A 22469-nucleotide genomic window follows, 5' to 3' on the forward strand; every position below is an offset into this window, starting at 1 on the left:
CGCGGATAGATCCGTCACAGAGCTTCGCCTGTCGGACCTGTGAATAAAAGCGAAATCCGGGGTCCTCGTGGGCGATTAAATGACGCGGTTCTGCAGGTAGTCGAGGTGTTTCGCGTTGTAGACGATCTGAACCTCGTCGGTCTCGGCGGAGCCGATACAGGTCAGACGGACGTTCTTGTCCTCGACCTCCTCGTCCGAGAGGATCTGCTGCATGTCCATGTCGATCTCGCCCTCGTAGACGATCGCTGCGCAGTTCGCGCAGGCGCCCGCACGGCAGGAGAAGGGCCAGTCGTAGCCCTGCGCCTCGGCGGCCTCGAGGATGTACTCGCCCTCGGCGACGTCGAGGGTTCCGTAGTCCTCCTCGTCGAGGCCGGCGTCGGCGGCTTCGTCGAAGAGGTCGTCGTCGTCCATTTCCCAGCCCTGGTCGTCCAGCACTTCGTAGTTGAGGTATTCTACCGTGGGCATCACACGGCGATTCGGGTCCCGCATTGGTATAGCTTGCTGTTCCGTCTGCAAGCAAGGGGTGCCGATCCGACCGAAACGGATAGTGGGCGGCCGCCAATCGGTCGGCGTGCTACCGCCGTCTCCCGACAGGGTTCAGAGAGTGCCGTAGCGAGTAGCATCACTTATCCCGAATCATCACCTCGTACCGTCCGTGATTGAGCCGCTCTTACTGATCGGCGTACTGGTCGCGGTCTTCGTGGGGTACAACATCGGTGGAGCCACGACCGGCGTCTCGTTTGGCCCGGCCGTGGGTGCCCAGGTCCTCTCGAAGCTCGGCGCCGCGGCGCTGATGTCGATCTTCTTCTTCATCGGTGGGTGGTTCATCGGGCCGGCCGTCGTCGAGACGCTCGGCGAGGGGATCATCGAGGAGGAGGGTCTTCTGACCCTCGAGACGGGGATCGCCGTCCTCTTTTTCATCGGACTGGCGCTGTTCCTCGGGAACCTCTTCGGTGTGCCGGCATCGACGTCGATGACCGCCGTCGGGGCGATCGCCGGCCTCGGCCTCGCGACCGGGACGCTCAACTGGGCGACGATGGGCGAGATCGTCTCCTGGTGGATCGTCGCGCCGATCATCGCGTTCTGGATCAGCGGCGTCATCGGTCGATACTTCTACACGCGGATAAACGAGTGGGTCGCGATCTCCCGGCGGGATACCTCCCTCTGGACCGTCGATCGATCCTCGACGATCCCGAAGGTCGGCGTCGCCGAGGGGACCGACAGACGCGAGATCACGGGCTCGCTGATCGTCGTCGCGATCGGCTGTTACATGGCGTTCAGTTCCGGTGCCTCGAACGTGGCGAACGCCGTCGCGCCGCTGGTCGGCGCCGGGGCACTCGAGTTCGACGAGGGGTTCCTCGCCACCTTCTCGAACATGGAGTGGGGTGTGATCATCGCGGGCGTCGCCGTCACCATCGGCGCGTTCACCATCGCTCGGCGAACGCTCGAGACGATGGGCAACGACATCACGAATCTGCCGCTTACAGCCGCGGTCGTCGTGATGACGGTGTCGGCGACGATCGTCAGCTTGCTGTCGGCGATCGGCATCCCCGTTCAGCTGGTGATCGTCGCGACGATGAGTATCGTCGGTCTGGGCTGGGGTCGGGCGACCCGAACGACGACCGTCTCTGACGCCGTTCGAGGCGAGGGCGACGCCACCGTCTCGGTCGGCGCGTTGACCGCCGAGGAAGAGGGCGAAGCGGCGCCGGCGATCGGCGAGGAACGCCGTGAGGACATCCCGAAGGCGTCGGATCTGTTCGATCCGTCGACGACGGCACGGGTGATCCTCATCCAGAACTTCGTCCCGGTGCTCGCGACGATCGGGGCCTTCCTCACCTTCCGGTTCGTTCCGATCTTCGGGTTCTGACGGCGAGACTTCCCAACAAACTTGGCCGTCCTCGTCGTTGAACGGACTGATGTACTCGTCTGGAACGACACAGCGGAACGCAGTCGAACGGAGGTCGGCGCGCTCGTGGCGCTGAGCCCAGTCCGCGTCGACGCCGCCGTCGATCTCGCGTACGGCGCGTTGATTATTCTCTCGATCATCCTGATCGCAACGCTCGAGTTCGGCATCGGGATCGCGTTCGGAGTCGGCGTCTTCTCCGCGTACGTCCTCCACGTCGTCTGGAAGATGGCCCGGTTCGATCCCGAGTGGATGACCCAGGCCGTCGAGGAGACGGTCGAAGAGGCAGTCGAGGAGTCGGTCGGCGAAACCGTCGGCAAACAGGTCGAAGAAACCGTCGAGGGCTCGGTCGGCGAAACCGTCGAAGAGGCCGTCGAACGACAGGTCGAGGAGACTGTCGGCGAAACCGTCGAGCGGACGGTCGGCGAAACCGTCGGCAAGCAGGTCGAGGAGGTACAGGCTCAGGTCAAGGCCGTCGACGAACGCATCGATCGGCGGCCGCGAGCCGAGGAGGTCGAGGAGATCGTCGAGGAGTCCGTCGAGGACGACGCGAGCGAGTAGCCGGGGGCGTCCGCCTCATACGGATTGCTGTAACGATTTCCCGGCACAACCGCCGCACGGGTCACGGTTACGCCGGTACTGACGTACAGTAACCCGTATCAGCGAACGATCGTCACCGGGACGGGGGAGCGCTTCGAGACCGTTTCGGCGACGTTTCCCACAAGGAAGCGGCGGGACGCCCGACCTCGGTCCGCCCCGTGGCTCCCGACGACGATCGTATCGTACTCCTCCGCGCGATCGAGGATGTTCCGTGCGGGATGGCCGACGCCGACAACGGTGTCGATTGCTCGGTCCCGTTCGGCCGCGATCTCGCGGGCGCGTTCGAACACCGGCTCGGCGCGTCCGGCAGCCGCTTCGTCGAGATCGTCCTCGAGCGTGAGGCTGACAGCGTCGCCCATCATCATCGACGGAACGCCGACGACGTGCAAAACGGAGACGTCTGCGTCCGGAAAGTTCTCGAGGGCGTAGGCGAGGGCGTGTCCAGCCTGATCGGAGTCGTCCATCGGGACCAGGATTCGCGAGAGCATGCGCCGACGTACGCGACCCAGCACCGTAACATCACGGTCAGACGACCCCCGGGACGAGCGTGAAGAAGCCGTACGCCAGGAGCGTCGACATCGACGGTCCGATGATCCACATCGAGACGTACTTGATGACGGCGCGTGGATTGAATAGATCGCTCCCGTGGAGCACTTCTTCGGTCTCCGCTTCGCCGATGGCAGGCGCCGGTTTCCCCTCCTTTTCCTCGGCGACGATCACGCCCAGTTCGATATCGCGCTCTCGGGCCTCATTGTCGCGGGTGACCGCCTCGCGGAAGGTGATCGGTCGGGTCGCTCGGCCCCAGCCGATTCCGACGATCGTCATCACCGTCGCCATCACGAGGCTGATCGGGATGCCGATGTACGAGAGTGCGGTCGTGATCGTCGACGCCGTTACCATGACAAACAGCGCCGCGAGCAGCGGAATATCGCTCAGCTCGCCGCCGACCGAGTCCATCGTCCGGCGGGCGATGGTGAACCCGCCGAGGCCGATCGCGAGGGTCGCGATAATGACTGCGGTGTTTACCTCCAGTCCCGCCTCGCCGACCAGCGGCGCGGCGGCGTTCGGAACGTTGCTCGCGCCGGCGCTGAACGCCATATAACAGCCGATGGCGAGGACGACAGCGGTGGTGCCGACCTCCGACCGGGTCGTGTTCGGGCCGAGTGCCGGTTTCGGAACCGTCCCGCCACGATCGAAGGTTAGCAACGGTCCATCGGTCTTTTCGATCTCTACCCGCCGATTTACTTCCGGGTAGACGTACCGACCGATGATGCCGCCGATCCAGAAGCCGATGATCGGCGTCACGACCCACCACGAGATGATCTCGGCGATCGTTACGTAGTTGAGCGTCCCGGTCGCGAGCCCGAGGCCGGCGATCGCGCCGACCGTCGTCATCGACGTCGGCACGGGGACGCCGAAGAGGTTGGCGACAAGGATTCCCAACCCGATAAAGAAGAGGACGGCGACCCCCGCCGATAGCGTGAGATCGATCGTAATGATCCCCTCACTGAGCGTCTCCATTACGTTCTGACCGACGGTGATCCCGCCGAGGAAGACGAAGACGGTCATGATCCCCGCAGCGGTCGTCTTCGTTACGATCCCGGCGCCGACCGACGGCCCCCACGTGATTCCCGTCGAGGAGCCGCCAATGTTAAAGCCGACAAAAATCGAGGCAATCACCCCGATCAGCAGAAGAGTTTCGACCATTAGCGAACGGTGTTCGTGTCGTAGTAAAATAGCTACTGAACTTCTTCTCGTCGGGTGTGGACCGACGTTCGTATCAAACTCCACCCGTCACACCCGATCCCCGGGCCATTGGACGCGCCCAGAGTATCAGACGCCCCAGAAGAACGCGATCCCCAGCACGGTGACGACCGACAGGAGCAACTGCAGCGGCGCGCCGACCCGGAAGTAGTCGGTGAATCGGTACCCCCCTGGGCCGTAGACGAACAGGTTCGTCTGGTAGCCGATCGGCCCGAGGAAGGAGGTGCTGGCGGCGAAGGTCACCGCGAAGACGAACGCGAGCGGGTTCGCGCCGATCCCCGCGGCCGCGGCCGCTCCGACGGGAACCATCAGGACGACGCTCGCGTTGTTGCTGACGACCTCAGTTATCAGCCCCGTGGCGATGTAGAACAGCCAGAGGACGACGATCGTGGGCAGGAACCCCGCCGTCGAGACGACCAGCCACGCGAGGTAGGTCGCGGCGCCCGATCCCTCGAGGGCGATCCCCAGCGGGATCACGCCCGCCAGCAGGAAGATGACGTCCCACTCGACGGCGTCGTACAGTTCGTTGGGCTTGAGGACGCCAGTGACGACCATCGCGACGACGCCCGCGAGCGACGATAGGAGGATGGGGTACAGCTCGAGGGCGGCGACGGCGACGACGCCGATCATGATCGCGACGGCGATGGGCGCCTTGTCGGCGCGGTAGTCGGGACGAGGGGGTTCGCGGGCGACGATCACGTCCTCCCGGCGCGAGAGCCGATCGAGCGTCTCCGGCGGAGCCTGGACGAGCAGCGTGTCGCCGACGCCAAGTCGGCGGCCGACGATCCGTTCGTTGACGAGTTCGCCGCGGCGCCGAAGCCCGAGGACGGCCGCGCCGAACTCCTCGCGGAACGACTCCGGGTCGAGGCGCTCGCCGACGAGCCGGGAGTCGAGCGAGACGACCAGCTCCGTGACGATCCCCGTCTCGTCGTCCGTCGAGAGGTCGACCACCGAGTCGGGCTTGCCGACGTGCTCGACGCCGTCGAGGTCTTCGAGGGCAGTGATCGCCTCCCGTTCGGTGCGGACGACGAGGACGTCACCCTCCCGCAGCCGGACGTCCTGCCGGGGAGCGACCGAGCGGTTTCGATTCCGGACGACCTGAACGACGTCGACGGCCGATCCGAAGCGATCGGTCGCGTCGCCGACGGTCTCGCCGGCGAGCGGGGAGCCGGGAACCACCGCGACTTCGGCGACGTAGTCGCCGACCGCGTACTCCTCTAAGTAGTCCGCCCGCGGCGGCACCCGCTCGGGGATGAGGTAGTGGCCGACGACGATCAGGTACAGCGCCCCGGTGACGACGACGATCGCGCCGAGCTGTGTGAACTCGAACATCGAGAACGCGTGGAGTTCGGGGTACTCCTCGCCCAGTCGACCGCTGATGTCGCTCGCGAGCAGGTTCGTCGACGTGCCGATCAGCGTGAGCATTCCGCCGACCTGGGAGGCGTACGACAGCGGGATCAGCAGTTTGGAGGGCGAGGTTCCGCCCCGGTTCGCGACGTCGGTGACGACCGGGACGAGCAGGGCGACGATCGGCGTGTTGTTCAGAAAGCCCGAGGCGGGGCTCGTCGCGAGCACGGTCGCGAACAGCTGTTTGTGGACGCTGTCGCCCGCGTAGGCGGCCATCCGTCGGCCGAGTTCCTGGACGAGTCCCGTGCGGGCGACCCCGCCGCTCAGGATCAACATCGCGAGCACCGTGATCGTCGCGTCGTTCGAAAAGCCCGAGACGCCGGTGCTCGGATCGACCCCGGTCCAGGGCTCGAGCACGACCAGCACGACGATGAGCAAGATTGCGGTGACGTCGATCGGCAGCCGTTCGGTGAGAAAGAGAACGAGCGCGAGGGCGACGACGCCGAGGACGACGAAGATGTCCGTCGTCAGCTCCGGCTGGGTCGTCACGTCCTGGGCGAGCACCAGGGGCTCCGGCATACTGCGTTTTCACTCACACCCGATAGGTAACAGTTCCGACGGACGCCGGACGGTCGGCGTTCGATGGCGGTCGCCGAAACCGTCGCCTTTACTCGCCTCGGCCGCCGATCTCGGGTAGCATGACAGCCGACGCGAGCGACGACGAGTTCGAGGTGATCCCCGCGGTAGACGTCCAGAACGGCGAGGTCGTCCAGCTGGTCCAGGGCGAGCGCGGCACCGAGAAGACGTACGGTGACCCCATCGAGGCCGCCGAGCGCTGGATCGACACCGGCGCCGAGACGCTCCACCTCGTCGACCTCGACGGCGCCTTCGAGGGCGAGCGGGCCAACGCCGACGCGATCGACGCGGTGATCGACGCCGTCGACGTCCCCACGCAGCTAGGCGGGGGCATTCGGACTGCCGACGACGCCGTCGACCTGCTCGAGCGCGGCGTCGATCGGGTCATCCTCGGAACGGCGGCCGTCGAGAACCCGGATATCGTCGCCGAGATCAGCGAGGAGCATCCCGACAGCGTGGTCGTCAGCCTCGACGCGAAAGACGGCGAGGTCGTCGTCGAGGGCTGGACCCAGGGTGCCGGCGTGACACCCGTCGAGGCCGCCGAACGGTACGCGGAGCTTGGCGCGGCCGCGATCCTCTTTACGAACGTCGACGTAGAGGGCCAGCTGGAGGGCGTCGCCACCGATCCCGTCGAGGAGCTGGTCGAGGCGACCGAGATTCCGGTGATCGCCAGCGGCGGGGTCGCGACCCTCGAGGACGTACAGGCGCTCGAGAAGACCGGCGCGGCCGCGGTCGTGGTCGGCAGCGCGCTGTACGAGGGCAACTTCACGCTCGAGGAGGCGCAGGCGGTAGTCGCCGAGGACTAACCGCGCCCGTCGGCTACGACTTCCAGAACGCCGGCGTGAGAAGAACGAGCACCGGGATGATCTCGATGCGGCCGATCCACATCATGATCACCATCACGGCTCGAGAGGTGACCGAGAAGCCGGCGTAGTTATCGAGCGGGCCGGCCCGCTCGAAGGCGGGGCCGATGTTGAGGAAGATCGACGCCGAGGCACCCATCGCCTCGAACTCGCCGACGGGGTCGGCAGTCCGGGCCGCGTCGACGACCACGAAGATCGTCAGCAGGAAGAAGAGCACGAGCGTGAGCAGGATGTAGGCGTAGATGTCCCGCACCGTCTCCTCGTCGACGACCTCGTTGCCGAGCCGAAGCGGGCGGATCGCCTCCGGGTGGACCGACGTGAAGAGGCTCCGTCGGAACGCCTTCAGCGTCACCAGCCAGCGCAGCGACTTGATCGAGCAGGTCGTCGAGCCGGCCATCCCGCCGATAAACATACAGAGAAACAGCAGGTGCTTCGCGCCGGGGCCCCAGAGATCGAAGTCCGTCGACGCGTAGCCGGTCGTCGTCACCAGCGAGGCAACGTTGAACACCCCGTGGCGGATCGTCGGCTCGAGACCCGTGTTGACGTCGGGATCCAGCAGGAGGATCGCCACGACCAGCGCGGCGAAAAACGCCAGCACGCCGACGTAGAAGCGAAACTCCTGGGACTCGAGCGGGCGGCGGTAGTCGCCCTGCGTGACGTAGTACAGGAGGACGAAGTTCGTCGATCCGAGCACCATGAAGGGGATGATCGCCCACTGGACGGCCGGCGAGAAGGCGCTGGCGCTGCCGGGCTCCGGCGAGAAGCCCGCGGTGGCGACGCTCGTCATCGCGTGGGAGACGGCGTTGAACGGGCCCATGTTAGGACCGAGCCCCGCGAGGTGAAGCGCGTAGAACGTCGCGGCCGCGAGCAGCGTGAGGCCGACGTACAGCCCCCAGATGAGCCGGGCGGTGTCGCTGATGTGGGGACGCAGTTTGCGGACGTTTCGGGTCTGAGACTCGGTCTCCATCAGCTGAGCGCCACCGACCATCAGGTTCGAGAGCAGTCCGATCGCGACGATCAGGATACCGAGGCCGCCGAGCCACTGGATCAGCTGGCGCCAGAGCATGATCGCACGCGACTGGTTCTCGAAGTCCCAGCCGCTCATCACGGTCGCACCCGTCGTCGTGAGCCCGCTCGTGCTCTCGAACAGGGCGTTGACCGGGCCGCCAACCCCGCCGTAGAACGCCGATTGCGGACCGGCCGCGAGCCCGGCCAACAGGAAGGGGACGGCGCCGACCGCCGCGACGCCGAGCCAGGTGATCGCGACCATCAGAAACGCCTCCCGCTGGCCGAGCGAGCGCTCCTCGGAGAGGGACTCGAGTGCGAGTCCGATCGCCGCCGTGAGGACGATTGCGACCAGAAACGGGATTGGGTCGTCGCCGTCGAACACGGCGAGCGCCAGCGGAGCCGCTAACGGAACGGCGAGCCACTTGAGCACCGTCCCCGTGAGGCTACAGCTCGAGCGCCAGTCGACGCGGATCGTCACGTGTACCCGACGGTGTGAGAGGAGGGAAGATAATCGGTTCGGAACGGAAGCAGGGCGATGAAATCCCTCTCACGCGGGCGCGTTCGAGCGGAGGGAGGATTCAGTCCTGGTTGTGTTCGTGCCCGACGTAGAGTGCGAGGACGTTGACCCCGAGCAACACGGAGAACGCGAGCAGGACGGTCGGATCACCGAGGCCACGCGCGAGCAGCGGGAGGTGGACGAACGGGAGGGTGATCGCGGTCCAGAACGCGACGAACTGGGCGGGGCCTTTGACCGAGCGAACGAATCGACGACGGTATCGCTCGGGCGTGGACGCGTCCGGGTCGGCGGGCGTAATCGATTCGTTCGGAAGCGGGGAGTGGTTCGACATGGCCAGGAACTACCTCTTTGTATCTCTTACATTCATCATAACTATCATATAAGCCATCGAATATTAGATTAGGTTAGTTCTATTTTATCGCCGATCCATGCTGGAAGAGACGTTTCGAAACCGTTCCACAACTAGTTAGAAATTTTATAGCCACTTCTGAGAGCCTCGGTCGTGTGAACTACACTCATTCGCTGGGAACGACCGCCGCCGCGACCCCGAGCCGAGCGGAACCACCTTGTACCGGCGGCGGCATCGATCCACCATGAGCGAGCGAACGGCGACGGTAACCCGTGAGACGAGCGAGACGACCATCGACTGCACCCTCGCGATCGACGGCAGCGGCGACGCAGAGGTCGAAACGGGTGTCGGCTTCTTCGATCACATGCTGAGCGCGCTCGCCAAACACGGGCTGTTCGACCTCGAGGTCGACTGTGACGGCGACCTCGAGATCGACGACCATCACACGGTCGAGGACGTCGCGATCGTCGTCGGAACGGCGCTCGACGAGGCACTCGGAGACCGAACGGGGATCGTCCGATACGCCGATCGTCGCGTCCCCCTGGACGAAGCCGTCGCGGGCGCCGTCGTCGACGTCAGCGGCCGACCCCGGTTTTACTTCGACGGGGCGTTCTCTCAGGACGCGATCGGCGACTTCACGAGCGACATGGCCCGCCACTTCGGGGAGTCGCTCGCGATGAACGCCGGGCTGACGCTCCACCTCGAGGTCGACGGCGAGAACGCCCACCACGAGGTCGAGGCGCTGTTCAAGGCCCTCGCCCGCACGCTCGACGACGCGACCCGGGTCGACGACCGTCGGGAGGGGACCCCGAGTACGAAGGGCGCCCTGTAGCGCAGCCTCGGACATCCACCGAGCCACCGGCGCGCACCGATCACCGATCCTTATACTCCGGCCCGCGTACGCCAGGTACGGACATGTTCGACGAGATTATGGAGAAGTTCGAGGGATCGCCCAGCCAGCAGGCGGTGATCCGTCTGCTGCTCGAGCGCGGGTTCTCCGTCAACGACGACGGCCGGGTCGTCTCCGGCGGCATCGAGATACCGAACACGGGGATCGCCCGCGAGATCGGCGTCGATCGACGGGTCGTCGACTCGACGACCGACGTCATCCTCGAGGATCCCGAGCTGCGCCGGATCTTTCAGAACATCTCGCAGGTGCCGAGTCTGATGGATCTCGCGCCGGTTCTCGATCTGACGGTGCTGTCGATCGCGGTCGACGACGCCGACCAGGAGGGAATCGTCGCGACGATCACCGGGACGCTGGCCGAGCACGAGATCTCGATCCGGCAGACGATCAGCGAGGACCCCGAGTTCACCGACGAACCCCGGCTCTATCTCGTCACCGATCAGGACCTGCCGGGCGAAGTGATCACCGAGATCCGCGACCTCGAGTTCGTTCGCAAGATCGAGCTCCAGTGATCAGCCGTCGGCCGGCTCGTGGTCCTCGAGGACGGCGCTGAGCGCGCTCGTCAGCTCCTCGAAACGCTCCATCGACATGTTGTCGGTCGTCACCCAGACGCCGTGTGAGCCACGGATCACGCGACTCAGGTACCCGTTTTCGAACATTCGGATCGTCGCCTCGTACTCGCCGAGCTGGGTGTTTCGGTAGGCCGACTGGGAGTGAAAGCCGCGGCGTTCGTGTTCGGCGAACCCGATGAGGTCGGCGGTTCGGTCGAGATCAGACCGCAGATACACCTGCTCGACGTCCTCCTCAGTGAGGTAGGTGATGCTGCGGAGTTCGTCGCCGACGGTGGTTCGACAGGCGCTGCGGAGCTCGTCGGCGAACGTCTCGTCGATGATGGTATCGTCCATGCGACGACAGACCGTACCGAGGACCAATAACGTAGCGGATCCGGCACCGACCGGCACGACGACCGACGGGCTCTTTTCACTCGCGTGTGTACGCCCCGCATGATCGATCCGGAGCGGGGACAGAGTGGTCCCGCGTGACCGAGACGTACCAAACCGTCGCCGACGCTGCGACGGCGACGTTCGTCGTCCAGGGGTCCGAGTTCCTCGGCCACGTTCGGCCCATCGACTCCGTCGACGCCGCCGAGGCGTTCGTCGAGGACGTCGCCTCGGAGTACGACGACGCGACCCACAACGTTCCCGCCTACAGGGTGCGGGCCGACTCCGGCGGGGAGTTCCTCCGGGAGTACTCGAGCGACGACGGCGAACCCTCCGGCTCGGCCGGCAAGCCGGCACTGAACGTCCTCGCCCAGCAAGAACTCGAGAACTGCGCGGTCGTCGTCACCCGCTACTACGGCGGGACGAACCTCGGCGTCGGCGGGCTCGTCCGGGCGTACTCCCGGGCGGTCAAGGAGGCCGTCGAGAAGGCGGGGATCGTCGAACAACGGCCACACGAGCAGGTAACCGTCACCGTCGAGTACGACGACTCCGGGACCGTCCGTAGCATCTTGGAGAGCGAGGGCGTCGAGTTCGACGCCGACTACGAGGCCACCGTCACCTTCGAAGTGCGGGTTCCGAGCGCGGAGGCCGAGGCGCTCCGGGACCGACTCCGGAGCGCGACGAGCGGGCGGGCCGATCCGACGTAGCCGAACGACGGGCTACGGTACGGATCGGGCGTCCGAGCCCGCAGTCTCGAGGGTTCGTTCGATCGTCTCCCGGACGGCCTCGAGTTCGTCGAGTTCCGATCGCTCGAGGCGGACGTCGAACAGCCCGCGATCGAGAACGAGTTCGTCCTCGTAGAGCCGGACGTGGGAGACCTCGTCCCAGGGAACGAACGCCTTCGTGAACGGACGGCGCTTGACGAGTCCAGCCTCGTGGACCCGGATTTCGGGGTCGGCACCCCACGACGTTTGCCAGCGGCCCTCGAGGGCGCCACCGACGATCCAGCCGACCGCGATCAGGAGCCAGACGACGGCGGCCGACCAGTTGCCCCCGGCGGCGTTGACGAGCGCGATGGACAGCCAGCCGAGGGCGACGAACGTATCGACCTTCCCACCGCCGGGCGGCGTCCACCCCCAGGTTGCCGTCGGCTCGTCCGCGGTGACCGCTTCCACGTACTCGGTCTGGGCAATACCGCCGAGAACGAAGCCGAGGACGAGAACGGCAAGCGACGACCCGGTCGCGACGAGCGTCGAGGCGATCGGGGACCAGGCCATGGTAGCGGCCGCCGCGCCAAACAGGCCCGGAATCCCGGGCAGGTACAGCAGCGCGCGACGGCGTCGGCTCCGTCCGAGACGGATCGCGAGATCGCCGTCGAGTCGCGCGGCGAGGACGCCGAGGATTCCCCCGGTCGCGAGGCCGCCGACGAAGACCGCGGCGAGGACGGCGTCCGAGACCTGCTGCGTCGCCGCGACCGAGGCGGTTATTCCGGCGACGAGAACGCCGAGGTAGAGGCCGAGAGCGGTCCGAAACCCGCCACTCGGAGAGCTGGCGGACTGCTCGCTGGCATCAGACATATCGCCCACTATGTCGGACTGGTTAAAATAATGACGGGTCGGAGTCAGACGGATCGTCGTACGTCGGTGACGGCACAACCGCAGAACGGCTCGCGGTTGTGCCGGGAACTCGGTACGGCAGACCGTCTCAGGCGTCGCCGGCCGCCGGCGTGGAGGCGGCCGCGTCGGCGTCGGCCTCCTCGAGGTCGGCCCGCGAGCGGTTACGGTAGGTCAGTACCACGAGCATCGCCAGGCCGATGCCCCGCAGCGAGGCGGTGATCTCGAAGATCGTCAGCGCCGAGGGGACGCCTGCGAGCGTGAGGATTCCCTCGACGATCAGCAGCGGAATCTCCGGCACCATCAGCAGGATCGACGAGATCGAGTACAGCGCGCGGTTCACCTGGGAGACCGAGGCGTACTGGTAGCCGATGATCGTCACGCCGAGTGCGTAGACCCCGATGAACATTCCGAGTACGGGGATCACGACCTCGGGAACGACGAAGCCGACATCGGCGACGTCGCTCCAGCCCATGATCTCGCCGTCGCGCAGGAACAGGATGCCCGGCGAGAAGACGAACGCGAACGGGACGAGGACCTTGTTCAGCGAGAGCAGGAACGCGATCGTCGCCGTCTTCATCTCCTCGGCTTTCGCGACACCGGCCCCGGCGAACGCGGCGACCGCCACCGGCGGGGTGACGTCGGCCATCAGTCCCCAGTAAAGGACGAACAGGTGTGCAGCCAGGACGATGACGCCGGCCTCGACCAGCGGCGCCTCGAGCATCGCGACGAGGATGATGTACATCGCGGTCGTCGGCATCCCCATCCCGAAGATGATCGCCGCGACGCCGGTCAGACCGAGCAGGATCAGCATCGAGTCGCCGCTGACCTGGCTGATGAGCGCGGCCAGGTTCGGCCCGAGTCCGGAGACGCTGATGACGCCGGGGACGACACCGGCGGCGGCGACGGCGACGACGACCGTCGTCGCTGTTCGCGCACCGGAGTCCATCGACTTCAGGATGAACGTCCCGAAGCGGTAGGCGCGGTTGCCCGACAGCGACGGGCGGTTGAACGCCTTCGCGCTCCGATCGGCCGCCGCGTCGACCTCGGGGTCGAAGTCGAGCAGCGGCGCGTCGGCCCGCGGTCGCAGGAGAATGAAGACCGCACTGACGAGGATCGCGATCACCCCGAAGTCGCCGATCGCGGCCACCGCCGCGTCGCCGACCGCCAGCGGTTCGCCGGTGGTCTCGAGACCGGCTGCCGCCTGTGCCGCGTCGAAGAGGCCGACACCGGCGGTCGCGTACGCGGCCGCTTGGGCGACGTACGCCGCCGCGAGCGTTCCCATCAGCGGAATCCGCGTGCGTTCGTCGTAGGCGGCGACGATCGCCAACAGCGCAACGACGGCGACGATGGTCAGCCAGCCGGCGCGGTTGATCGAGTACCGGGCGATCACCAGGAAGTACAGCAGCAGGATCAGCGGAATGAGGTAGAACCAGCCGCTGCGCAGCGCCGAGCGGACGTCCGGCAGCTCCGAGCGGGGGAGCCCGCCGATGCCGCCGCGGACCGCCTCGAAGTGGACCATCACCCACATCCCGAAGAAGAAGGCGAGGGCGGGCAACGTTGCGGCGATGATGACGTCGGCGTACGGCGTGCCGGTAAACTCGACGATGAGGAACGCCGCGGCGCCCATCACGGGCGGGAGCATCTGTCCGCCCGACGAGGAGGAGGACTCGACCGCACCGGAGAACTCCGGCGAGTAACCCGAGCGCTTCATCAGCGGGATCGTGAACGCCCCGGTCGTCACCGTGTTGGCGATCGACGAGCCGCTGAGCATTCCCATGAACCCGCTCGAGACGACGCTGGCCTTCGCGGGACCACCCTCGCGAGTCCCCGTCGCGGAGTAGGCCATGTCGATGAACCAGCGGCCGGCCCCGCTCATCTCGAGGAAGGCGCCGAACAGGATGAAGATGTAGATAAAGCGGACGCTGACGGACACCGGCTGACTGTGGACTCCGGCCTCGACCGTGTACCAGAGATTGTACATGATGTTCCCCCAGTTGTCGGGCTGGATCGACAGCGCGCCGATCACGGAGTCACTGGGGATGTAGTAGCCCCACCGGGCGTAGACGATAAACAGGGCGACCAGCGACGTCAGCAAGAGCCCGAGCGCTCGCCGGGTCGCCTCGAGCACGAGCAACATGCCGACGACGGCGAGGACGAAGGCGGCCGAGGCGTCGGCCATCGGGATTCCGATCGCGGTCAGGCCCACCTCCACGGGAGCCAGAAACGGGAAGACCTCGCCCAGCGACTGGGTGTCCTCAAAGCGGTGGACCGCGATCTGCTGAATTTCGTCGTAGTTGGTCCCGATGTAGTACGCTGGCATCATCGCGATACCGGCCAGGATTACGTCGGCCGGCGCGACCCGGTTCATGTCGGGGTCGAGGAACGCCCACCTGGTCGCGCCCGCAGTCTTCGCAGTCCCTCGAGTAATCGGGTGTTCGTCGCCGAACCGACTCCTGACGGCTGGCTCGATCCGACCGAGTCGTCGGACGACGAACCCGTTGCCGCGGGTCGTCGGAAACAGCAAGAACGCGAGCACCAGTCCGAACGCGACGTGGATCGCGTTGACCTGAAGCTGCTGGAAGCCGATCAGTCGATACTCGCCGACGACCGGCAACGTCCCGCCGAAGACGTAGCCGCGCGCGGCGATCCACATCTGGAACGCCGAGAACGTGATGGCGATCAGGGAGACGATCACGACCGCCAGTCCCCGGTGGGACCGGCGTCGCTGGACCTCCTCCATGAGTTCCTGTTGTTCCTCGTCGCTGAGTGCCTCTTCGTCCCCCCTGTCTACGCTCATGAGTTCGTCTCAGTCATTTGTGCCGTCGTCGGTGATGTGTTCGTTTCGGTTCGTTGCCCCGAGTTACCGTCGGTGACGACCTCACCGATCCCCCGGTCGGCCAGAAACAGGACGACGCGGCCGTCGGCAGCCTCGGCCAGCGCGTACCGTTCGTCACCCACGATCAGTTCGTGGCCGGCGATCTCGCCGGGGGCGACAAACAGTTCGTCGTGGGTTTCCGATCCCCGGACTACGTACCCCTCTTCGGTTCGCTCGACGTCCGTCGTCGGCAGCCCGGCGCCGAACGAGTGAAAGACCGATCGATCGGCACGCAGGCTCGAGCCGTCGACGACGTAGACGTCCTCGATCGGCGTCCGCTCGACGCTGTGCGTGTAGGCGATCGTCACCTCCTGGCCCTGATCGACCGGGATTTCGAACAGCCGCTCGTCGGACTCCGCGTCCGCGACAACGAGCGTGCTGTCGGCCGTCGCCGAAGAAACCACGGCGGTTGCTCCGGAGACGGCAACCGCGGAGACGAGGAACGCGCGTCGGGTCAGGTGGTCCACGGTGATGCTCCGGAGATCTCCCGATATCGCGGTCAAGCGGCGTTACTCGTCCTCTTCGTCGTCCTCGCCGTTTTCGTCCTCAGCGTCGTCCTCGGCGTCCTCCTCGTCGACGTCCTGCTCGTCGAAGTACGCCGCCGCGCCCTCGTGGAGATCGATCGGCATTGCCTCCTGGGCGGTCTCGAGGTCGATGAAGTCCGCCTGGGTCGTGAAGTCGTCGACGTTGTCGAACATCGCCGCCGTAACCTCCTCGACGATCTCCGCGTCGACCCCCTCGTGGGTCGCGAGCATCGCCTGCACCGAGACCGTCTCGACGTCGTCGTCGACGCCGTCGTAGGTGCCGCCGGGAATCTCGTCCTCGGCGAGCCACTCCGCGTCGTCGAGCAGGGTGTCGCGGGCCTCGTCGGTGACCTCGACGAACGAGATGTCCTGGGTCGCCGAGAGGTCCTCGATCGCACCCAGCGGGTAGCCGCCCACGGTGATCGCGGCGTCGACGTCGCCGTCGCCGATCTGGTCGGCCGCGGTCCCGAAGTCGGTGTTCTGCTCGTCGAACTCCTCGACGCCCGCCGACTCGAGGATCTGCAGGGCGTTGACCTGCGTCCCGCTGCCGGCGTCGCCGGTGTTGATCGACGCACCCTCGAGGTCCTCGACGGTCTCGATACCGGAGTCCTCCTGGGTGACGATGTGGATCGTCTCCGGGTACAGCGAGGCGATACCGCGGATGTTCTCGAGCGGTTCGCCCTCGAACTCGTCGAGCTCGACGCCGTTGTACGCGAAGTACGTGATGTCGTTCTGGACCAGCGCGAGTTCGGCCTCCTCGCGGCCGAGGCTGGCCGCGTTCTCGACGCTGGCACCCGTCGACTGCACCTGAATGCCGTGTGGCGTCTGGTCCTCGACGATGGACTTCATGTCACCCGCGAGCGGGTAGTACGTTCCCTCGGTTCCGCCAGCGTGCAGCGAGAGCGTCTCGCCGCCCTCCTCGGGCTGAGCTTCCTCGAGGTCGTCCTCGCCGTTTTCGTCGTCGCCGTTGTCGCCGTTGTCGTCTCCGTTCGCCTCGTCTTCAGCGTCTTCGCCGATACAGCCGGCGAAACCCACGATTCCAGCAGCCCCACCGAGCGCAATGAACTTGCGCCGCTTGATGTGTCGAACCATGCAGGATATATAATGCGGAATTCGTTAATAGCTGCTTCGGATTTTTTCCGTTCGGCGAGGCCGAGCCAGATCGGATGAAAGATCCCAGATCTCGGGTCGAAGCCGTGTGGTTTCGTCTCGAACCGCAGTCTGGGCTCTCCTCGTACCGTTCCGTCGCCCGAGCGGCCGAGACGATTACGAATCGAAATACTTTCACGGACTCCACGGTGCCTGTTGGCATGAACCGAATCGAGGCGGCCGACTACCACGACCTCGTACAGCCCGCGGACCCCCAACTCTCGCCGGAGGGCGACCGCGTCGCGTTCGTTCGTCGGACGCCGGAGGACGACGAAACGACCGCGGCGACGATCCACGTCGTTCCCGTCGGTGGCGACGAGCCGCGACAGTTCACTGCGGCCGACGGCGTCGACGGCCAGCCCCGCTGGAGCCCCGACGGCTCCCGACTCGCGTTCGCCAGCACGCGCGGCGACGGCGACCGACAGCAGGTGTGGGTTCTCCCGACCGACGGCGGCGAGGCCCGGCGAGTTACGGGCGTCGTCGGCGGAATCGACGGCCTCGAGTGGAGCCCCGACGGGGACCGACTACTGTTCACTCAGCGGGTGAGCGAGGCCGACCGCGAGGAGAGACGCGACGTCGCGGTCGATCCCGACTACGAACCCGAGGCGCCCGATCCACGGGTGATCGACCGCATGATCTACCGCGCCGGAACGGAGTACATGGACGGCCGTCGGAGCCACGTGTACGTCCTCGACGTCGAGGCGGCCCTCGAGGGCGCGGTCGACGCCCCGGCGGACGGCGAGGACGACACCGACGCGGGAGCTGCGGTCACTCGGCTTACCGACGGCGACGTCGACCACGTCGGCTCGACGTGGGGCGACTCGAAAACCGTCTACTACGCGACGAAAGCGGGTGAGGTGCCCGACGACTCGGTGACCTACGACCTCCTCGAGCACGACGTCGGAACTGACGAGCACACCGAGTTCGCGCAGACGACGGGCTGGATCAGCGGACTCGAGGCGACGACCGACGGACGGGTCGCCTTCGAGTACACCGACGAGGAACGGCTGACGCTCGGCCAGACCGAACTCCGCGTCCACGATCGCTCGAGCGGGACCGAGACGACGCCGACGGAGCCGCTCGATCGGACGATCGGTCACGATTCGGGCTTCGAGTGGGATCCCGAGGGCGAGTCGCTGTACTTCACGACGCCCGACGAGGGATCGCAGGTGCTCTGGTCGGTCCCCGGCGACGCGAGCGAGGAACCGACTCGAGTGTACGGCGAGGGCGTCACCGTCGAGTCGTTCTCGGTCGGGAGCGACGCCGTCGCCGTCGCTCAGAGCGAGTGGGACCACCCCGGCGATCTGTTCCTCACGACCCGCGGCGGCGCCGAGACGGTCAGGCTGACCCGGGTCAACCACGAGTACCTCTCGGATCGGGCCGTCCGCCAGCCCGAGGAGGTATGGTTCGAGAGCGACGGACACGAGATCCAGGGCTGGCTGCTCACGCCACCGGAGTTCGGCGGCGAGGTGCAGCGCGCCTCGGAAGCGTCGAGCGAGGGGGGCTCGCGAGGCTCCGGGGAGACGTACCCGCTGGTCGTCGAGATCCACGGCGGCCCCCACTCCCAGTGGACGACGTCGGGAACGATGTGGCACGAGTTCCAGACCCTGGCCGCACGGGGGTACGTCGTCTTCTGGTCGAACCCTCGAGGGTCGACGGGTTACGGTGAGGCCCACGCGAGTGCCATCGAGCGCGACTGGGGCGACGTCACGTTGACCGACGTCCTCGCGGGCGTCGACGCCGCCTGCGAGCGCGACTACATCGACGAGGACGAGCTGTACGTCACCGGCGGCAGCTTCGGCGGGTTCATGACGGCCTGGACGGTGACCCAGACCGACCACTTTCGGGCTGCCGTCTCCCAGCGCGGCGTCTACGATCTCTCCAGCTTCTACGGCTCGACGGACGCGTTCAAGCTCATCGAGGGTGATTTCGGCACCACTCCCTGGGCGGAACCCGAGTTCCTCTGGGAACAGTCGCCCGTCGCCCACGTTCCGAACGTCGAGACCCCGACGCTCGTGGTGCACTCCGATCGGGACTACCGAACTCCCGCGAACACCGCCGAACTGTTCTACCTCGGCCTGCAGAAACACGGCGTCGACACGCGGCTCGTCCGCTACCCCCGCGAGGGTCACGAGCTCTCCCGCAGCGGCGAACCGGGCCACGTCGTCGACCGCATCGAACGGATCGTCCGCTGGTTCGACGGCTACTCCGTCTACAGCGAAGCACCGCTGGCCCTCGAGCGCGAGTCCGATGCGGGGCTCTCGAGCGCGGCAGACGACAACGAGGGCAACGATGGCGCGACGGACGAAACGAGCGAAACCGACGAGTAGCGCTCGAGTCCGCACTCCGACGGACTTGCCAACCCACAAACAATATTATCGACCGGACATAAACGTCGGGACGTGCCGCTTTCGCCCGACCGACGACTCCAGTTCAGAATCGGTGGCGCGCTCACGCTGGTGATCGCCGTCAACGGCGCCCTCCTTGCGGTACTCGCCTGGATTGCGAGTCGCGCGCTCTCCGCGAGCGGGCGGTCGGTGTCGATCGAACTCGGCCTCCCGCTTTCGATCGGCGCGGTGCTTCTCGGCGCGGTCGGGCTCGTCGCCACGCAGGCGCGGTACGGCTCGCGAACGGCCGTCTCCGGACTCGAACTCGAGCCGGTCGACGGCGACGGGACGCGAAACGTCGGGAGTCGGGTCCGGCGGCTGGCGGCGCAGGCGGACGTCCCGGCTCCGACAGTGGCCGTCGCCGACCGTTCCGAGCCGGGCTGTCTGACCGTCGGGCGCCAGCGCTCGCCGACGATCGTCCTCACGACGGGGCTGCTCGAGAAACTCGACGACGACGAACTCGAGGCGGCGCTGGCCCACGAGGTCGCCCACGTCGCGAACCGCGACCTGCCGGTCGTCACCGCCGTCGCCGCGGCCGTCGCGATCGGCGATCGACTGCTCGAGCGCGAGGGGTTGCTACGGCGGATCCTCGAGAACACGGTGATGATCGCCTTCGTCACCGGGATCGGCGTGATCGTCTTCGCGATTCCGATTCTCGTGCTCGGTGTGTGCTACCTCCTCCTGAGCGCGGTCGCTCGTGCGGTCCTCGGCGCGAACGCGATCGTCCTCGGACTGTTCTCGCGAGCCCGCGAGTACGCCGCCGATCGCGGCGCGAGCCGACTCACCGGGAATCCGGCGGCGCTGGCAAGCGCGCTGGAGACGCTCGACGACGGGTCGCGTCCTCGACGAGACGCGCGGATACACGCCAGCGCGACCCTCGGGATCGTGCCGCAGCCGCTTGGCCTCGAGAACGCGACTGAGGACGGAGAGGAGAGCTGGGTCGAGCGGTTCCTCTCGCCCGTCTCCCTCGAGCGAATCGGCGAGCCGACCCTCTTCGATCGGGCGGTGACCGCGGTCGGCGGGTGGCTCCGCAAGCGACTCGTCGCGCCGACGGCAGCTGCCGTCCGTCGGCTGCTGGGCTGGCGGCCCTCGACACATCCGCCGACCGAGGCGCGGGTCGATCGGCTGCGGGCGCTCGAGCGACGGCGGCGTGAGTAACGGTCGTTCCTGCCGAATCGAACGGTGAAGGAGCGGTGCGATGGGTACGGTCCGGGACCGTTTCCACTCGAGATCGAGGGAGTGAATCGCCCGGCGTGGTGGGGGTTCGACCGGAAACGGAGGGGTCAGGGGACAGAGTGACGTGCGTGGCCTCCCTCCGGTGGCGCATGAATCCGAACGTCGGCGGACTCGACCGACTGCTGCGTGTCGTCGTCGGAATCGCCCTGCTCGTCGTCGGCTACCGCAACCGCGGCCAAACGCTCGGGACGCTGGCATTCGTCGCCGGTAGCGACGTTTTGGCGACCGCGATCATCCAGCGCTGTCCCGCCAACGGGGTGCTCGGAATCGACACCTGCAGCTAGCTCGCTCGAGAGTTGCCGTTCGAGCCGCTACGTCGTTCGGAACGCCCGATCACCGGCGTCGCCCAGCCCGGGGACGATGAAGCCGTCGTCGTCGAGGCGGTCGTCGATCGAGACCGTCAGCAGGTCGGCCTCGGGGTGGGTTTCGTCGACTCGAAGCAGCCCTTCAGGGGCCGACACGGCCGAGAGGACGATCAGATGCTCCGGCTCGGGCGAGTTCTCGATGACGTGTTCCAGAACAGTACACATCGTGCTCCCGGTCGCGAGCATCGGGTCGGCGATGATCACCGTATCCTCCTCGTGGATCTCGGGCAGTTTGACGTAGTCGACCGTGATCGGGAACGAGCCGTCCTCCTCGCGGCCGGCCTCCTCGTCGCGGCTCGCGCTGATGACGCCCTGGCGCGCGCGGGGGAACGCCTTCAGCAGTCCCTCGACGAACGGCGTCGCCGCGCGCAGGACGTTGATGATAACGACGTCGTCGAGCCCGCGGACCCGCTCGCCCATCGTCGGCTCGAGGGGCGTGTCGATCTCGACGTACTCGGTCTCCATCCGGCCGTCGATGATCTCGTAGCCACAGATCCGGCCGAGTTTGACCAGTCCCTTCCGGAAGCTGACCTGCTCGGTTTCGACGTCCCGAAGCTGCGAGAGCGTGTGCTTCGCGAGCGCGTGCGTGATCAGGTGTGCATCGTCCCGGTCTTCGATCGTCATTACTCGAACAGGCACGCGCCGGCACTTTCACGGTGTCGGTCCGCCTCGACGGCCGAACCGGCGTGTGCGATCTCACGCAGCGACGAGACTTATGTCGGTTCGACGCATAGCAGTCGCCCAGCCGAATGGAAGAGAGCATCTCGGGATTCAAGGTTCGCGGCGACTGGGGCGACGTCGTCGAGCACGGCGAGCGGATCACGCAGGCGCTCCGAAAGGCGGGTGTCCACGACCCCGACCACGACTACGGCGCCAGCTTCGCTCGCGCCTTCAAGGAGTGGGACGAGTGGCGTCCGAAGGCCCACGAAACGCTCGAGAGAGACGTCAGCGAGAAAACATCCGATCAGGCGAGCATCGAGGAGGGAAAGGGCGAACGCGCAGGAAAAGAACCCGACGAGGACATCAAGACCGCCGGCGAGAAACTCTCGGAATCGTACGAGCACTTAGAGAAGGACGACGCCGATGCGGCAGTCGACGACTGGAAGGAGTCGATCGACTACGTGGCGCGCGCGGCCGACTCGGCGAGCCGAAAGGCGCTCCGACGGGTCGAGGACACGGTCTACCAGAACGTGATGACCCAGCTCGCGCCGTACTACTTCGACAACGAGCTCGTCAGCGCGAACATCCAGCAGTCGACCCGCGGCGAGGGCGAACAGTTCATCTTCGAGGTCAACGTCAACGACGACGTTCTGAAGGAGGACGTCTCCGGACAGCTCAGCGAGTTCGAGGACGCGATCGACCGCTGGCACGTCGAGGTCGAGAAGGACACGGAGGCCGCGGAGGCGATCGAGGGTGCCGAGCCGCCACCGGAGCCCGCCGACAACTCGAAGTCGACGCGGAACTGACCGAGCGGGGCCGAGC

At 66.5% G+C, this 22469-nt stretch carries 22 protein-coding genes; 10 read left to right on the forward strand and 12 right to left on the reverse strand.

Annotated features, from left to right (window positions below; genetic code table 11):
- Positions 1 to 75 precede the first annotated feature (75 nt).
- Positions 76 to 465: a ferredoxin Fer gene (gene fer, locus C491_RS06695; protein ID WP_005554738.1), complete on the reverse strand. Its 390-nt coding sequence runs from the start codon at positions 463 to 465 to the stop codon at positions 76 to 78.
- 190 nt (positions 466 to 655) lie between these two features.
- Between fer and C491_RS06700 the strand changes: the two genes are divergently transcribed.
- Both C491_RS06700 and C491_RS06705 read left to right on the forward strand, forming a co-directional pair.
- On the forward strand, positions 656 to 1867 hold the full coding sequence (locus C491_RS06700) for an inorganic phosphate transporter (protein ID WP_005554739.1): 1212 nt from the start codon (positions 656 to 658) through the stop codon (positions 1865 to 1867).
- Positions 1868 to 1978: 111 nt separating this feature from the next.
- Positions 1979 to 2464, forward strand: a complete 486-nt coding sequence (locus C491_RS06705) for a hypothetical protein (protein ID WP_049891560.1) — start codon at positions 1979 to 1981, stop codon at positions 2462 to 2464.
- Positions 2465 to 2562: 98 nt separating this feature from the next.
- Here the strand turns inward: C491_RS06705 and C491_RS06710 are convergent, their stop codons facing one another.
- The 3 genes from C491_RS06710 to C491_RS06720 form a co-directional block, all read right to left on the reverse strand.
- Positions 2563 to 2991, reverse strand: coding sequence for a universal stress protein (locus tag C491_RS06710; protein ID WP_005554743.1), 429 nt, complete (start codon positions 2989 to 2991; stop codon positions 2563 to 2565).
- Positions 2992 to 3028: 37 nt separating this feature from the next.
- Entirely contained in the window at positions 3029 to 4210 is a 1182-nt protein-coding gene (locus C491_RS06715) for an inorganic phosphate transporter (RefSeq protein WP_005554744.1), read from the reverse strand.
- Between the two features lie 126 nt (positions 4211 to 4336).
- Positions 4337 to 6193 carry an SLC13 family permease gene (locus C491_RS06720; RefSeq protein WP_005554745.1) on the reverse strand — a complete coding sequence of 619 codons (1857 nt, stop codon included), beginning with the start codon at positions 6191 to 6193 and terminating at the stop codon, positions 4337 to 4339.
- Between the two features lie 119 nt (positions 6194 to 6312).
- On the opposite strand from C491_RS06720, the gene hisA reads away from it, so the two are divergent.
- Positions 6313 to 7056 (forward strand): 1-(5-phosphoribosyl)-5-[(5-phosphoribosylamino)methylideneamino]imidazole-4-carboxamide isomerase, encoded by a 744-nt coding sequence (gene hisA, locus C491_RS06725; protein WP_005554747.1) that lies wholly within the window; start codon positions 6313 to 6315, stop codon positions 7054 to 7056.
- 13 nt (positions 7057 to 7069) lie between these two features.
- On the opposite strand, the gene C491_RS06730 is transcribed toward hisA, so the two are convergent.
- Entirely contained in the window at positions 7070 to 8599 is a 1530-nt protein-coding gene (locus C491_RS06730) for a TrkH family potassium uptake protein (RefSeq protein WP_005554749.1), read from the reverse strand.
- 100 nt (positions 8600 to 8699) lie between these two features.
- Positions 8700 to 8969, reverse strand: coding sequence for a hypothetical protein (locus C491_RS06735; RefSeq protein ID WP_005554750.1), 270 nt, complete (start codon positions 8967 to 8969; stop codon positions 8700 to 8702).
- A 262-nt stretch (positions 8970 to 9231) separates the two neighbouring features.
- Between C491_RS06735 and hisB the strand changes: the two genes are divergently transcribed.
- Both hisB and C491_RS06745 read left to right on the forward strand, forming a co-directional pair.
- Positions 9232 to 9819, forward strand: a complete 588-nt coding sequence (hisB, locus tag C491_RS06740) for an imidazoleglycerol-phosphate dehydratase HisB (RefSeq protein ID WP_005554752.1) — start codon at positions 9232 to 9234, stop codon at positions 9817 to 9819.
- A gap of 83 nt (positions 9820 to 9902) precedes the next feature.
- Complete coding sequence (locus tag C491_RS06745; protein ID WP_005554754.1) at positions 9903 to 10406, forward strand: hypothetical protein; 504 nt, start codon at positions 9903 to 9905, stop codon at positions 10404 to 10406.
- On the opposite strand, the gene C491_RS06750 is transcribed toward C491_RS06745, so the two are convergent.
- Entirely contained in the window at positions 10407 to 10799 is a 393-nt protein-coding gene (locus C491_RS06750; protein ID WP_005554756.1) for a DUF7522 family protein, read from the reverse strand. It lies immediately after the preceding gene.
- Positions 10800 to 10933: 134 nt separating this feature from the next.
- Between C491_RS06750 and C491_RS06755 the strand changes: the two genes are divergently transcribed.
- Entirely contained in the window at positions 10934 to 11542 is a 609-nt protein-coding gene (locus C491_RS06755; RefSeq protein WP_005554757.1) for an IMPACT family protein, read from the forward strand.
- A gap of 12 nt (positions 11543 to 11554) precedes the next feature.
- Here C491_RS06755 and C491_RS06760 read toward each other — a convergent pair whose 3' ends face one another.
- The 4 genes from C491_RS06760 to C491_RS06775 all read right to left on the reverse strand — a co-directional run bounded on the left by C491_RS06760 (position 11555) and on the right by C491_RS06775 (position 16942).
- The gene (locus C491_RS06760) at positions 11555 to 12412 is read right to left on the reverse strand and encodes a hypothetical protein (protein WP_005554758.1); all 858 of its coding nucleotides are present in this window, start codon (positions 12410 to 12412) and stop codon (positions 11555 to 11557) included.
- A 127-nt stretch (positions 12413 to 12539) separates the two neighbouring features.
- Positions 12540 to 15248 (reverse strand): TRAP transporter permease, encoded by a 2709-nt coding sequence (locus C491_RS06765; RefSeq protein ID WP_005554759.1) that lies wholly within the window; start codon positions 15246 to 15248, stop codon positions 12540 to 12542.
- Positions 15245 to 15793, reverse strand: coding sequence for a DUF1850 domain-containing protein (locus C491_RS06770; RefSeq protein ID WP_005554760.1), 549 nt, complete (start codon positions 15791 to 15793; stop codon positions 15245 to 15247). Before C491_RS06770 ends, C491_RS06765 begins: the two co-directional genes overlap by 4 nt.
- A gap of 42 nt (positions 15794 to 15835) precedes the next feature.
- Complete coding sequence (locus tag C491_RS06775; protein WP_005554761.1) at positions 15836 to 16942, reverse strand: TAXI family TRAP transporter solute-binding subunit; 1107 nt, start codon at positions 16940 to 16942, stop codon at positions 15836 to 15838.
- A gap of 218 nt (positions 16943 to 17160) precedes the next feature.
- On the opposite strand from C491_RS06775, the gene C491_RS06780 reads away from it, so the two are divergent.
- The 3 genes from C491_RS06780 (at position 17161) to C491_RS06790 (ending at position 20906) form a co-directional block, all read left to right on the forward strand.
- Positions 17161 to 19329: a S9 family peptidase gene (locus tag C491_RS06780; protein ID WP_005554762.1), complete on the forward strand. Its 2169-nt coding sequence runs from the start codon at positions 17161 to 17163 to the stop codon at positions 19327 to 19329.
- A gap of 72 nt (positions 19330 to 19401) precedes the next feature.
- Positions 19402 to 20544, forward strand: coding sequence for a M48 family metallopeptidase (locus tag C491_RS06785; RefSeq protein ID WP_005554763.1), 1143 nt, complete (start codon positions 19402 to 19404; stop codon positions 20542 to 20544).
- Positions 20545 to 20711: 167 nt separating this feature from the next.
- Positions 20712 to 20906, forward strand: a complete 195-nt coding sequence (locus C491_RS06790) for a YgaP family membrane protein (protein WP_005554764.1) — start codon at positions 20712 to 20714, stop codon at positions 20904 to 20906.
- A 27-nt stretch (positions 20907 to 20933) separates the two neighbouring features.
- Here C491_RS06790 and upp read toward each other — a convergent pair whose 3' ends face one another.
- Entirely contained in the window at positions 20934 to 21611 is a 678-nt protein-coding gene (gene upp / locus C491_RS06795) for a uracil phosphoribosyltransferase (protein ID WP_005554765.1), read from the reverse strand.
- Positions 21612 to 21736: 125 nt separating this feature from the next.
- Here upp and C491_RS06800 point away from each other — a divergent pair, with 125 nt between their 5' ends.
- Complete coding sequence (locus C491_RS06800) at positions 21737 to 22453, forward strand: DUF5828 family protein (RefSeq protein WP_005554766.1); 717 nt, start codon at positions 21737 to 21739, stop codon at positions 22451 to 22453.
- Positions 22454 to 22469: the final 16 nt, after the last annotated feature.

The sequence above is a fragment of the Natronococcus amylolyticus DSM 10524 genome, from assembly GCF_000337675.1.
GTDB classification, from domain to species: Archaea; Halobacteriota; Halobacteria; order Halobacteriales; family Natrialbaceae; genus Natronococcus; species Natronococcus amylolyticus.

Bases quoted from the DNA above. Each gene is read 5' to 3' on its own strand.
- fer (WP_005554738.1), bottom strand. From the start codon at position 465: ATGCCCACGGTAGAATACCTCAACTACGAAGTGCTGGACGACCAGGGC.
- C491_RS06710 (WP_005554743.1), bottom strand. From the start codon at position 2,991: ATGCTCTCGCGAATCCTGGTCCCGATGGACGACTCCGATCAGGCTGGA.
- C491_RS06715 (WP_005554744.1), bottom strand. From the start codon at position 4,210: ATGGTCGAAACTCTTCTGCTGATCGGGGTGATTGCCTCGATTTTTGTC.
- C491_RS06720 (WP_005554745.1), bottom strand. From the start codon at position 6,193: ATGCCGGAGCCCCTGGTGCTCGCCCAGGACGTGACGACCCAGCCGGAG.
- hisA (WP_005554747.1), top strand. From the start codon at position 6,313: ATGACAGCCGACGCGAGCGACGACGAGTTCGAGGTGATCCCCGCGGTA.
- C491_RS06735 (WP_005554750.1), bottom strand. From the start codon at position 8,969: ATGTCGAACCACTCCCCGCTTCCGAACGAATCGATTACGCCCGCCGAC.
- hisB (WP_005554752.1), top strand. From the start codon at position 9,232: ATGAGCGAGCGAACGGCGACGGTAACCCGTGAGACGAGCGAGACGACC.
- C491_RS06745 (WP_005554754.1), top strand. From the start codon at position 9,903: ATGTTCGACGAGATTATGGAGAAGTTCGAGGGATCGCCCAGCCAGCAG.
- C491_RS06750 (WP_005554756.1), bottom strand. From the start codon at position 10,799: ATGGACGATACCATCATCGACGAGACGTTCGCCGACGAGCTCCGCAGC.
- C491_RS06760 (WP_005554758.1), bottom strand. From the start codon at position 12,412: ATGTCTGATGCCAGCGAGCAGTCCGCCAGCTCTCCGAGTGGCGGGTTT.
- C491_RS06765 (WP_005554759.1), bottom strand. From the start codon at position 15,248: ATGAGCGTAGACAGGGGGGACGAAGAGGCACTCAGCGACGAGGAACAA.
- C491_RS06775 (WP_005554761.1), bottom strand. From the start codon at position 16,942: ATGGTTCGACACATCAAGCGGCGCAAGTTCATTGCGCTCGGTGGGGCT.
- C491_RS06780 (WP_005554762.1), top strand. From the start codon at position 17,161: ATGAACCGAATCGAGGCGGCCGACTACCACGACCTCGTACAGCCCGCG.
- C491_RS06790 (WP_005554764.1), top strand. From the start codon at position 20,712: ATGAATCCGAACGTCGGCGGACTCGACCGACTGCTGCGTGTCGTCGTC.
- upp (WP_005554765.1), bottom strand. From the start codon at position 21,611: ATGACGATCGAAGACCGGGACGATGCACACCTGATCACGCACGCGCTC.
- C491_RS06800 (WP_005554766.1), top strand. From the start codon at position 21,737: ATGGAAGAGAGCATCTCGGGATTCAAGGTTCGCGGCGACTGGGGCGAC.